The organism is Gramella sp. MAR_2010_147 (genome assembly GCF_900105135.1).
Lineage (GTDB): Bacteria > Bacteroidota > Bacteroidia > Flavobacteriales > Flavobacteriaceae > Christiangramia.
Genome location: NZ_LT629741.1, coordinates 2,665,154 through 2,677,633 on the forward strand (window position 1 = coordinate 2,665,154; position 12,480 = coordinate 2,677,633).

A 12,480-nucleotide genomic window follows, 5' to 3' on the forward strand; every position below is an offset into this window, starting at 1 on the left:
GCTTTACGCGACGATTTTCTAATTTTTAACTAGACGATAATGCTGAATAAAAGCATCAAATATTTAATAGAGAACAAACTCATCACCTTTATACTTCTTGCAGTATTGGTTGGCTGGGGAATCATAAATTCGCCTTTCAATTGGGATACAGGTTTGTTGCCCAGTGATCCAGTGGCCGTGGATGCCATCCCCGATATTGGTGAAAATCAACAGATCATTTTTACGGAGTGGGCAGGCCGTTCCCCTCAGGATATCGAAGACCAGATCACCTATCCGCTTACCACCAGTTTGTTGGGTATTCCCGGATTGAAAACCATTCGTAGTTCTTCCATGTTTGGGTTCTCCAGTATCTATATCATTTTTGAAGAAGATGTAGAATTCTACTGGAGCCGTAGCCGAATTCTGGAAAAGCTAAATTCCTTACCTGAAAATTTGTTACCTGATGGTGTAAGTCCAACCCTGGGACCAGATGCTACAGGACTAGGGCAAATCTTCTGGTATACACTGGAAGGTCGGGATAAAGAGGGAAATTTAACCGGCGGTTGGGATCTTCAGGAATTGCGAAGTATTCAGGATTATTATGTGAAATATGCCCTTTCCGGAGCTAGCGGTGTTTCAGAAGTTGCGAGTATCGGTGGTTATGTTCAGGAATACCAGATCGATGTTAACCCGGAAATGATGAGACAATATGGGATTGGTCTCAATGAGATCGTGATGGCGGTGAAAGAAAGCAATCGTGAGATTGGTGCGCAAACTCTGGAAATCAATAAAGCAGAATACCTGGTACGCGGACTCGGCTATGTAAAATCTATCGAAGATATTGAAAATGCTGTGGTCACTTCTGAAGATTATACCTCTATAAGAATTAAAGATATCGCAAATGTTTCTATGGGGCCTGCATCGCGAAGAGGAATTTTGGACAAGGAAGGAGCTGAGGTTGTTGGTGGAGTAGTGGTGGCCCGTTATGGCGCCAACCCTATGGAAGTGATCAATAATGTGAAAGCAGAGATCAATGAAATAGCTTCAGGATTACCCTCCAAAACATTAAAAGACAGAACAGAATCTCAATTAACAATTGTTCCTTTTTATGATCGTACAGAGCTTATTGAGGAAACACTGGGCACGCTAAATGAAGCTTTGACCATGGAGATCCTAATCACTATTTTGGTGATAATCATTATGGTTTTCAACTTAAGGGCATCCATATTAATTTCAGGATTATTACCGATAGCAGTGCTTATGGTGTTTATTTCCATGAAAATTTTTGGGGTCGCCGCGAATATTGTGGCGCTATCGGGAATAGCGATTGCTATTGGTACGATGGTGGATATGGGAATTATTCTTTCTGAAAATATCATCAGGCACCTGGATATGAAAGATGACCGGCCTATTAATCAATTGGTGTATGAAGCCACGGCAGAAGTTTCCGGAGCAATCTTAACAGCAGTGCTTACTACCATCATTAGTTTTATTCCCGTTTTCACGATGGTGGGAGCTGAAGGTAAATTGTTCAGACCGCTGGCATTTACAAAAACCATGGCCCTGGTATCTTCTATTTTAGTAGCGCTATTCCTCATACCACCAATCGCTGCCATTCTTTTCAAAAAGCGAAATTTTAGAAAAGAAGTCGGTTATATTTTTCCCGGAATTTTGATCATTATCGGGATAACAGCTATTGTTCTTGGTTACTGGCTTGGTCTTGCTTTGATCGCTTTTGGAGTGATCGATCTGCTTTTGAAATTTGATAAGATAGATGAAGGTCAAAGCAAATTATTTAAAATCGGGGTTGTTGTTTTTACTATAGTGCTTTTACTGTCGGTGTACTGGAGACCGCTGGGACTTCAAAACAGTATATTACTGAATCTCATTTTTGTTGCAGGAATAAGTTTCGGACTTTTAGCAATATTCTATCTATTCCAGAAGTATTATGCAAGGATCTTAACCTGGACGCTGGAAAATAAATTGCTATTTCTTGCAATTCCAACGGCGATCATAATTCTCGGGCTTTTTATCATGAAGAATACCGGAAAGGAATTTATGCCGTCGCTAAACGAGGGTTCATTTTTATTGATGCCAACTTCTTTACCGCATTCTGGAGTTGAAGAGAATAAAAGAGTCTTGCAGCAACTGGATATGGCGGTGGCGAGTTTACCCGAAATCGAAACAGTGGTGGGTAAAGCTGGTCGCACCGAGTCTGCTTTAGATCCGGCACCATTGTCTATGTATGAGAATATCATTCAGTATAAAACTGAATACATGGAAAACGAGCATGGCGAAAAACAACAATATCGTGTCAATAAGGATGGTTTGTTTATCCTGAAAAATGGAAAACTGGCAGCAAATCCAAATTCTGAAGCTGAAAATATTGAAGACTATAAAAATTCTTTAGTGAGCAATCCGCTGAAATTAAATTCAAATCAGCTAATCCCGGATGACGATGGTGAATATTTCAGAAATTGGCGCCGGGAGATAAAAACACCTGATGATATCTGGAATGAGATATCCAGAGTAACCAAATTGCCGGGAGTGACCTCAGCTCCAAAATTGCAGCCTATAGAAACACGGTTGATCATGCTGCAAACCGGGATGCGGGCACCTATGGGTATTAAAGTACAGGGGCAGGATCTAAAACAAATCCAGGAATTCGGGATGAAGCTTGAAGATCTTCTAAAACAGGCTGAAGGAGTTAAGGATGAAGCGGTATTTGCCGACAGGATTGTTGGAAAACCATATTTACTAATTGATATCAAACGGGAAAAGCTTGTGCGTTATGGGATTTCCATAGACGATGTGCAACAGGTCTTACAGGTGGCTATTGGTGGAATGCAGTTAAGTGAAACCGTGGAAGGTCGTGAACGCTACGGAATTCGTGTTCGTTACCCCAGGGAACTTCGTACAAGTCCCGAAGATATCAAAGATATTTATGTGCCTGTTGAAGGAGGTACGCCTGTTCCCCTGGGAGAATTGGTAGAAATTAAATATGAAAAAGGCCCGCAAGTAATTAAAAGTGAAAACACCTTTTTAACCGGATATGTACTTTTTGATAAACTGGATGGTTTTGCGGAAGTGAATGTGGTGGAAAATGCACAGGCATTAATTCAGGATAAAATTGAGTCAGGAGAATTAAAAGTTCCGGCAGGAATCAAATATCGGTTTACCGGAAATTATGAAAATCAGCTTCGTGCTGAAAAAACACTTTCTCTGGTAGTCCCATTATCCTTATTGATCATTTTCCTGATCCTCTATTTCCAGTTCAAATCTGTTTCCACCTCTTTGATGGTATTTGCAGGAATTGCCGTGGCTTTTGGAGGCGGATTTATAATGATCTGGTTCTATGGCCAGGATTGGTTCATGAATTTCAGTCTTTTTGGAGAAAACATAAGGCAGTTATTTCAGATTAAAGCGATCAATCTAAGCGTTGCGGTATGGGTAGGATTTATAGCCCTTTTTGGTATCGCAAGTGATGATGGTGTAGTAATGGCTACTTATCTCTCGCAAACTTTTAGGGAAAATGACCCCGATAATAAAATGCAGATCAGGCAATCGGTGATCGAAGCCGGAGAAAAGCGAATTCGTCCTTGTTTAATGACCACTGCTACAACCATTCTTGCATTATTGCCAATATTAACCTCTACAGGAAGAGGGAGCGATATTATGATCCCTATGGCAATCCCTGCTTTTGGCGGAATGCTTATCGCATTGATTACCTTATTTGTTGTACCGGTGTTGTTTAGTTGGCGGAAAGAAAGTAAGTTGAGAGTGAAGAGTGATAAACAAAAAGTGAATAGTTGAAAAAATGACTTTGCGAGAAGGTACAACGATGTAAACTTTTGAAGGATGAAATTGAGTCGGCTTTGTAAATCTCGTAACGATTTTTAATTAATAATTATGGAGAAACTAATTGTAATAATACTTTTTCTGGGAGTGGGAGGAGTAAAGGCTCAGCAACTGGAAAGCTACCAGAATCTGGCGTTAGAAAACAATCCTCAGCTTCAATCTTTACAACAAAATGTGGCGATCGCAGAAGAGAGGATCAATGAAATGAATTCAATTCCCGATACCGAATTTGGTGCAGGGTATTTTGTAAGTGAGCCTGAAACCAGAACGGGAGCGCAAAGAATAAGGGTTTCCGTAAGGCAAATGATTCCCTGGTTTGGAACCATCCAGTCCAGAATGGATTATGCAGGTTCTTTGGTAAGCGTAGAAGAAGTAGAGCTGGAAATAGCAAGAAGACAGTTAAAATTAGAGGTTTCCCAGCTGTATTTTGATATTTATGAAATTGAGGAGAAAATAGAAGTGTTGCAGCAAAATATAGATCTTCTAGAAGTATATAGAACAATGGCGTTAAATTCTGTTGAAACAGGAAAAGCTTCAGCTGTAGAAGTACTCAGACTCAAAATGAGGCAAAATGACCTGCTTGAGAAAAAAGAGAATTTTCAACTACAGAAAGAAGCTTTACAAACGCAGTTCAATAATTTATTGAATGCTGAAAGCAATCCAGAGATCGTAGTTCAGGATACTTTAATAATTCCATTGAAAGAGTCTGAAAATATGAAACTGGAATTACATCCCGAGTTACAGCGTTACGACAAATTTGCTGAAAGTGTTCGAAATTCTGAACTGGTAAATCAGCAGGAGGCGGCTCCAAAATTGGGTTTAGGTCTTGATTATATAAGTGTTCAGGAACGAACAGATATGAATATTCCTGATAATGGAAAGGATATCATTATGCCGATGCTTTCTGTTTCCCTGCCGATCTTTAATAAAAAATATCGTTCGGTTACCAGGCAAAATGAACTACGGCAGGATCAAATTTTTTCTGATAGAAATTCAACCCTGAACGAACTCGAAAGCAAATTGAGATTGGCTTTGAATGAACGTGCTGCGGCCAGGATAAAATTTGAGGTACAGGCAGATAATCTTTCCCAGGCTCAAGATGCTGAGGAATTATTACTGAAACAATATGAAACCGGGACGATAGATTTTGATGACGTTCTGGATATTCAGGAAATACAATTACAAATACAACTAAATTTAGTAGAAGCGGTAAGCACCTGGTTTAAAAGTGATGCCATGGTAGATTATTTTACTATTAATAATTAATAAGATGAAAAAAATACTCATATATACTGGAATTCTGATCGCAGGCCTTGTGCTGGGCTATCTTTTCTTTGCTAATTCTTCAGAAGAAAAAAATACAGAACACGAGCACGAACAGGGAGAAACTGAAACTATGTGGACATGTTCCATGCATCCCCAAATTATGCAGAATGAACCTGGTGATTGCCCTATTTGTGGGATGGATCTAATTCCGGCCGATGTTAGTGCAGACGGTCTAAGTGCTGACCAATTCAGCATGACCGAAAATGCCATGAAACTGGCCAATATTCAAACTACCGTTGTTGGCCAGTTAAAGGGAACCGATGGAGAGGTAACTCTTTCAGGAAAGATCGAAGTGAATGATGATCAAAATGCAGCCATGCCTGCTCATTTTGACGGGAGAGTTGAAAAATTATATGTGAATACCGTTGGAGATAAAGTGGGCATGGGGCAAACCATTGCCAGTATTTATTCCCCGGAACTGGTAGCAGCACAGCAAGAGTTGATTACCGCTGTAAAACTGAAAAATTCTCAACCACAATTATATAAAGCGGTACGTAATAAATTTAAAAACTGGAAAATTAGCGAATCTATGCTGGATGAGATCGAGAGCTCAGGAGAGGTTCGTACTTCATGGCCTATCCATTCTCATGTAACCGGAACAGTAACTGAAATAATGGTGGAAGAAGGAGCACATGTTATAGATGGAATGCCCATTTTCAAAGTTTCAAATCTTAATTCTGTTTGGGCGGTTTTCGATGCGTATGAATCGCAGATCTCGAATTTAAAGGAAGGACAGAACCTGGATATCTCTGTAAACGCAATCCCCAATGAAAATTTCAGCGGAAAAATATCTTTTATAGATCCTATTCTGAATAATGATTCCAGAACTGTTGAGATTCGGGTGGTTTTGAATAACCGCAATAATCAGCTAAAACCCGGAATGTTTGTGCAGGCAGAAACGGAAGCTGCTGCTAGTTCTAAAGGCAAAAGCCTGGAAGTTCCAAAAAGTTCGGTAATGTGGACGGGCGAACGCTCTTTGGTCTATGTAAAAACGAGTGCCACAGAACCAGTTTTTGAAATGAGAGAAGTGAAGCTGGGTAATTCCAGTGGCGAAACCTATCAGGTGCTTGAAGGTTTAAGTGAGGGAGAAGAGATAGTAACCAACGGAACATTTACCGTGGATGCCGCAGCCCAACTTCAGGGGAAATCCAGTATGATGAATCAAAAAGTAGCATTAAAATCTGAAAAAGGAATGGAGATGAAACTTTCCGAAGAATTTCAGGCTGAATTTAATGAAATTCTGAATGCTTATTTTGAATTAAAGGATGCACTGGTAGCTTCTAAGGCCGATAAAACTTCAGAAAAAGCTTCAGAATTGCTTCAAAAGGTGAGTAAGATCAAGATTGAGGGATCTTCACAAATGCTTGCCGGGCACTGGGGAAAGGTCACAGAAATGTTGGAGGCCATTTCACAAAATGATGATCTGGAAAATCAGAGGGCGCATTTCAGAATACTTTCTCAGCAAATGATCATGATCGCTCAAAATTTGCAAAATCTGGATAAAACAATCTACGTACAGCACTGCCCAATGGCCAATAGTAATAAAGGAGCTGACTGGTTGAGCCAGTCTTCTGAGGTTAGAAATCCATATTATGGGGAGGCAATGTTATCCTGCGGGGAAGTAACTTTAGAAATTAAATAAAATTTTTAACCAAAAAAATTAATATTATGAATCAAAGTTCTGAAAACAACGAGCAAATGAATGGTAATAATTATAGTAGATTCTTCGCCATGTTGGGATTATCTTTTATAGCGATGTATATCACTATGTATCTGAATACTTATGAAATTGATCATGTATATTTCAGTTTAACCAGGTTCTACATGACTTGTTTGGGGATTGCTGCAATGGCGATCATAATGCTTTCTCTTATGCTGAATATGTATAAAAGCAGAAAGAAAAATATAGCTATTTATACAGGAAGTCTTATTTTGTTCCTGGGTGCTCTGGGTCTCGTACGATCTCAAAAACCGGTGGTTGATGATGTGCTTTATATGGAAGCTATGATACCACATCATTCCATCGCGATTTTAACAAGTAAGAGAGCAGATATAGACGACCCCGAAGTTCGAAAGCTTGCTGATGATATTATAAAAGCGCAGGAAAAAGAGATTGCTGAAATGAAAAGAATGATTAAACGACTGCAGGAAAAATAGAAATGATCAAACGAAAAACAGCTCTTAATATAAGGAAAGCTCATCGCTATCTGGGGATATTTATCGGTTTACAATTTATAATGTGGACGGTAAGCGGACTCTATTTTAGCTGGACAGATCTCGATGAAATTCATGGCGACCATTTTAAAAAAGAGATGCCAGTTCATTCATCTTTTTCAAACCTTAAAAGTCCCACAGTGCTAGATCCTACGCTGGAAGTAAGCTCTGTGAAACTTCAGGAGATTTCAGGGACCCCTTTTTATTATATAAATGATGAGATCCTGATGGATGCGCGCTCCGGAGAAAAGATAGCGGAAATCAATGAGCAGCAGGCACTAGATATAGCCTCAAGATATATGAGAGCAGACCTTGAGATTTCCGGAATTAAAAAGGTTACTGAAACCGGTAAGCATCACGAATATCGTGGGAATTTGTTGCCAGCCTATGTAATTTCATATAATACAGATGAAAATCTTAAGGCTTACGTAGGAGCCTTAACCGGAAATTTTAAAAGTGTTCGGCATAGGGATTGGCGCTGGTTTGATTTTTTATGGATGACGCATACCATGGATTATGAAGGAAGAGATGATTTTAACAATTTGCTGCTTAGAAGTTTTTCACTGATGGGGCTAATTACCGTCTTAAGTGGTTTTCTTCTTTGGTATATATCTTCACCCACCATTAGAAAAATTGTCCAGCCGAAAAAAAAGAGTAAAAAATAATATGTTATAATCAAGTTCTTAATACGTCAAATATCAATAGTAAATAAACAAAAAATGAAAATGAAAGTAAGAAGTTTAATAACGATGAGTCTGGTTGCAGGTAGTTTAATGATGGTTTCCTGTGGAGATGAGAAAAAAGAAAAGAATGAAGAAGTTTCTCATGAAGAGCATGAAATGAATGATCATTCTAAAGGGATGCATGCTGAAGAAACTATGGAAGCAGAAACAGCTAAGTTCAGTGACGAAGCGGTGCAACAGGCATTTGATGAATATCTGGCTGTAAAGGATGCGCTGGTTAGAACAGATGCTTCGGCAAGCAGAAAATCGGCACAAAATTTACAAAATACGCTAAAGCAAACGCAACCTGAAGTTGCGGAGATTGCAAGTAAAATTGTAGCGACGGAGGATGTAAATAAGCAAAGAGAATTGTTTTCAGAATTAACTGCTGCGATGGAACCGATACTAAAAGAAGCGATTTCTTCCGGTAAAATTTATAAGCAATTCTGCCCAATGGCATTTGAAGGAAAAGGGGATTACTGGTATTCTTCGTCAGAAGAGATCAGAAATCCGTATTTTGGAGATAAGATGCTGAAATGTGGTAGAGTAGATGAGACGATTATGTAAATAAAAATATCCTGCAAGGTTAAAAACACCTTGCAGGTTTATTTCTTAATGGAAGAACATAAAATTCATATAAAAAATGTGGTATGCCAGAGGTGTATCATAACCGTTGGAGATATACTTGATAACCTTGCTATTCCTTATACCGAAATAAATCTTGGAGAAGCGATCCTGAAACGAGACCTAAGTATTTCAGAAAAAAATAAGCTGGGAAAAGAATTTGAAAAAGTAGGTTTTGAGATCATCCAGGATCGTAATGAAAGACTTATTAATACTATTAAATCTTTTCTTATTGAAGAGGTGTATTCCAACGATCCTTCCAATGAGAAACTTTCCAGTATTTTAACCAGGGAGTTGAATTATGACTACAGTCATATAACTCATATTTTTAGCGAAAGTGAGGGGCAGAGCATTCAGAAATTTTATAATGCCATTCGTATAGAAAGGGTTAAGGAACTTTTGAATTATGATGAAAACAGCATTGCGATGATTGCAGATACGCTTGGATATTCTACACCCGCGTACCTTTCTACTTCCTTTAAAAAGGCGACGGGTTTTACTCCATCAGAATATAAGAATATGCAAATCAAGGATAGGATTAATCTTGATTCTGTTTAAGATATCTTAAAACTGAAAGAACTCCACATAATTTTAGTAGTGACTTTTAGTATTACTTTTTATTTTTGATCATAACCAGTAAAAAATCAATTAGTTATGAGAAATGAGAAGTTAATTAAAACGCTTGGAAATTGCATTAACCATTGTAATTATTGTGCAGATGCCTGTCTGGATGAAGACAATGTAAAAATGATGAAAGATTGTATAAGAACCGACCGGGTTTGTGCTGAGGTTTGTTCTACACTAAACCAGGTGCTGGCAACGAATTATAAGGACGTGCAGGGACTAGTAGAATACTGCATGAAAGTTTGCCAGGCTTGTGCAGATGAATGTGGAAAACACGACCATCAGCACTGCCAGGATTGCGCAAAAGCATGTAGAGAATGCGCAGAAGCCTGTGAAGCATATCTTGCATAAACTATAAAAGCTGTCTCAAAAATAGTAAACCTAATTCTGAATTTATTTCAGGATTTCCACAATTTGATAAAAATATAATTTAGAAGCTGAAACAAGGTCAGCTTGACGAAAAAGTAATTTTTGAGACAGCTTCTTTTTTTTTACCTGAAAGGATTTACCCTAATATCGAAATTCTGCCAGTAGACCAATGACTATCTTCGCTTTATAGTATTAAGAGAGATCAAAATGAAACATACCTATAAAATAACCGGGATGACCTGTAATGGTTGTCGTACTCACGTTGAAAAGACTTTGAGTGAAGTGAAGGATGTATTAGATGTTACGGTCAACCTTGAAAAGGAGGAAGCCGAAATTAGTATGCGAAAGCATATTAAATTAAAAAGATTTGAAGAAGCTTTACAAGAGGACGGTGGAAATTACCATATTATGAAGCCTGGTGAAAAGCTGGAACGATCAAAAATGGCAAAGCAGGAATCCAAAGGCAGTGGTACGGGAACCTGGTATTGTCCCATGCATTGCGAAGGCGATAAAACTTATGATAAACCCGGCGATTGTCCTGTATGTGGAATGGATCTGGTAGAAGAAGTAAGTGCTGCTCCACAATCTACTCAGTATACCTGCCCGATGCATCCAGAAATTGTGAAAGAAGAACCGGGCGATTGTCCTGTTTGCGGGATGGACCTGGTGCCTATGGAGCCGGAGGCTTCAGCAGAAGAAAAGAGTTATAAAAAATTACTTCGGAAATTCTGGATCGCTGTAGGTTTTACACTTCCTATTTTCATAATCGCCATGTCTGAAATGATCCCGAATAATCCCTTATATGAGGTAGCCGACATGAAAATTTGGAACTGGGTTCAATTGATGCTCTCCCTTCCCGTGGTTTTTTACGCCACCTGGATGTTCTTTGAGCGCGCCTACAGGTCTATAAAAACCTGGAATCTTAATATGTTTACCCTTATTGGAATTGGCGCAGGGGTGGCCTGGATTTTTAGTGTTTTCGGATTGTTGTTTCCAGATTTTTTTCCATCTCAGTTCAAGACCGAAATGGGAACGGTGCATGTCTATTTTGAAGCGGCCACGGTAATTCTTACTCTGGTTTTGATGGGACAGGTGTTGGAGGCAAGAGCCCACAGTAAAACGAATTCAGCCATCAAGGAATTATTAAAGCTTACGCCAAATACCGCCATCAAGGTGGTCGATGGAAAAGAAGAAACAATTTCAGTAGATAAAATTCAGCAGGGCGATATTTTAAGGGTAAAACCGGGAGGTAAAATTCCCGTTGATGGGATCATTGAAAAAGGACAATCCAGTATTGATGAGGCCATGATCACCGGCGAGCCTATTCCGGTAGATAAAAAAGAAGGAGATAAGGTAAGTTCAGGAACCATCAATGGGAATCAGAGTTTTACCATGACTGCTGAAAAAGTTGGCAATGAAACTCTTTTGTCACAGATCATAAAAATGGTGAATGAAGCCAGTCGTTCCCAGGCACCCATTCAAAAATTAGCAGATAAGATCTCGGGTTATTTTGTGCCGATAGTCGTCGCTATTTCAGTGATTACCTTTATTATCTGGGCGATGTATGGTCCTGAACCTTCTTATGTATATGCACTCGTGAATGCCATTGCGGTCTTAATTATCGCATGTCCATGCGCTTTGGGGCTTGCTACACCCATGTCTGTCATGGTTGGTGTGGGAAAAGGGGCGAAAAATGGAGTTTTGATCAAGAATGCCCGTGCACTGGAAGAGATGAATGAGATAGACACGTTGATCATTGATAAAACCGGTACGATCACTGAGGGAAAACCTTCCGTAGAAAAAGTTGTTTCTGTTGCTGAAGAATATAGAGAAAATGAAATTTTGCGGTTGATCGCCTCTGTAAATGCTCAAAGTGAGCATCCCCTGGCAACGGCAACCGTGAAACATGCTAATGCTGAAAATGTGGACTATGGAGAAGCTTCAGATTTTAATTCGGTTACAGGAAAAGGGGTGACCGCGAAATTTGAAGAAAAGCGGCTGGCTCTTGGAAATGATAAATTAATGCAGGCTGAAAATGCTGAAATTTCTGAAGAAATAAGTAAGAAGGTAACTGCCGAACAGGAACAGGGAAAAACAGTTTCATATCTGGCAGTGGATGGTAAAATTGTAGGTTTTATAACCATTTCAGATAAGATTAAAAAAACCAGCAGGGAAGCCTTGAATGAACTTCAGAAGCATGGAGTAAAGGTAATCATGCTTACCGGGGATAATGAAAAAACTGCCGCTGCAGTGGCGAAAGAACTGGATCTCGCCGATTTTAAAGCAGGAATGATCCCCGAAAATAAGATGGAAGAAGTTAAAAAACTGCAGGCTGAAGGGAAAAAAGTAGCTATGGCCGGAGATGGAATCAATGATGCGCCCGCACTGGCTAAGGCTGATATTGGGATCGCCATGGGAACCGGAACCGATGTGGCTATTGAGAGTGCTGAGGTTACTCTGGTAAAAGGCGATCTAAAAGGGGTTTTAAAAGCGATCAGGCTGAGTGAAAAAGTAATGAGAAATATTAAAGAGAACCTGTTTTTTGCCTTGGTTTATAATAGTATTGGGGTGCCTATTGCGGCCGGAGTTTTGTATCCGTTTTTTGGATTGCTGCTTTCACCAATGATTGCTGCTCTGGCCATGAGTTTTAGTTCGGTTTCGGTAATTGGGAATGCGCTTCGGCTGAAAGGCGCAAAGCTGGCTTAAACAAAAAGTCACCTTGATCATATTGAGATCTCTGTTTTCATATTTTCAGCATCAGATC

Annotated in this window: 9 protein-coding genes; all 9 read left to right on the forward strand. The window is 39.4% G+C overall.

Going from position 1 to position 12,480, the window contains the following annotated elements; all coding sequences use genetic code 11:
• Positions 1 to 39: 39 nt before the first annotated feature.
• The 9 genes from BLT95_RS12060 (at position 40) to BLT95_RS12100 (ending at position 12,422) form a co-directional block, all read left to right on the forward strand.
• Positions 40 to 3,792 (forward strand): efflux RND transporter permease subunit, encoded by a 3,753-nt coding sequence (locus tag BLT95_RS12060; RefSeq protein WP_089666420.1) that lies wholly within the window; start codon positions 40 to 42, stop codon positions 3,790 to 3,792.
• A 96-nt stretch (positions 3,793 to 3,888) separates the two neighbouring features.
• Entirely contained in the window at positions 3,889 to 5,103 is a 1,215-nt protein-coding gene (locus BLT95_RS12065; protein WP_089666421.1) for a TolC family protein, read from the forward strand.
• Positions 5,104 to 5,107: 4 nt separating this feature from the next.
• Positions 5,108 to 6,805, forward strand: coding sequence for an efflux RND transporter periplasmic adaptor subunit (locus BLT95_RS12070; RefSeq protein ID WP_089666422.1), 1,698 nt, complete (start codon positions 5,108 to 5,110; stop codon positions 6,803 to 6,805).
• A gap of 26 nt (positions 6,806 to 6,831) precedes the next feature.
• Complete coding sequence (locus BLT95_RS12075) at positions 6,832 to 7,320, forward strand: DUF305 domain-containing protein (RefSeq protein ID WP_089666423.1); 489 nt, start codon at positions 6,832 to 6,834, stop codon at positions 7,318 to 7,320.
• A gap of 2 nt (positions 7,321 to 7,322) precedes the next feature.
• The gene (locus tag BLT95_RS12080; protein WP_089666424.1) at positions 7,323 to 8,042 is read left to right on the forward strand and encodes a PepSY domain-containing protein; all 720 of its coding nucleotides are present in this window, start codon (positions 7,323 to 7,325) and stop codon (positions 8,040 to 8,042) included.
• Between the two features lie 54 nt (positions 8,043 to 8,096).
• Complete coding sequence (locus BLT95_RS12085) at positions 8,097 to 8,666, forward strand: DUF3347 domain-containing protein (protein WP_089666425.1); 570 nt, start codon at positions 8,097 to 8,099, stop codon at positions 8,664 to 8,666.
• 48 nt (positions 8,667 to 8,714) lie between these two features.
• Positions 8,715 to 9,281, forward strand: a complete 567-nt coding sequence (locus BLT95_RS12090; RefSeq protein ID WP_089666426.1) for an AraC family transcriptional regulator — start codon at positions 8,715 to 8,717, stop codon at positions 9,279 to 9,281.
• Positions 9,282 to 9,377: 96 nt separating this feature from the next.
• Positions 9,378 to 9,698: a four-helix bundle copper-binding protein gene (locus BLT95_RS12095; protein ID WP_089666427.1), complete on the forward strand. Its 321-nt coding sequence runs from the start codon at positions 9,378 to 9,380 to the stop codon at positions 9,696 to 9,698.
• A gap of 225 nt (positions 9,699 to 9,923) precedes the next feature.
• Entirely contained in the window at positions 9,924 to 12,422 is a 2,499-nt protein-coding gene (locus tag BLT95_RS12100; protein WP_089666428.1) for a heavy metal translocating P-type ATPase, read from the forward strand.
• Positions 12,423 to 12,480 lie beyond the last annotated feature (58 nt).

What these genes read in the sequence shown, in the direction of transcription:
- BLT95_RS12080 (WP_089666424.1), top strand. Translation starts at nt 7,323, where the DNA reads ATGATCAAACGAAAAACAGCTCTTAATATAAGGAAAGCTCATCGCTAT.
- BLT95_RS12065 (WP_089666421.1), top strand. Translation starts at nt 3,889, where the DNA reads ATGGAGAAACTAATTGTAATAATACTTTTTCTGGGAGTGGGAGGAGTA.
- BLT95_RS12075 (WP_089666423.1), top strand. Translation starts at nt 6,832, where the DNA reads ATGAATCAAAGTTCTGAAAACAACGAGCAAATGAATGGTAATAATTAT.
- BLT95_RS12095 (WP_089666427.1), top strand. Translation starts at nt 9,378, where the DNA reads ATGAGAAATGAGAAGTTAATTAAAACGCTTGGAAATTGCATTAACCAT.
- BLT95_RS12085 (WP_089666425.1), top strand. Translation starts at nt 8,097, where the DNA reads ATGAAAATGAAAGTAAGAAGTTTAATAACGATGAGTCTGGTTGCAGGT.
- BLT95_RS12100 (WP_089666428.1), top strand. Translation starts at nt 9,924, where the DNA reads ATGAAACATACCTATAAAATAACCGGGATGACCTGTAATGGTTGTCGT.
- BLT95_RS12060 (WP_089666420.1), top strand. Translation starts at nt 40, where the DNA reads ATGCTGAATAAAAGCATCAAATATTTAATAGAGAACAAACTCATCACC.
- BLT95_RS12070 (WP_089666422.1), top strand. Translation starts at nt 5,108, where the DNA reads ATGAAAAAAATACTCATATATACTGGAATTCTGATCGCAGGCCTTGTG.
- BLT95_RS12090 (WP_089666426.1), top strand. Translation starts at nt 8,715, where the DNA reads ATGGAAGAACATAAAATTCATATAAAAAATGTGGTATGCCAGAGGTGT.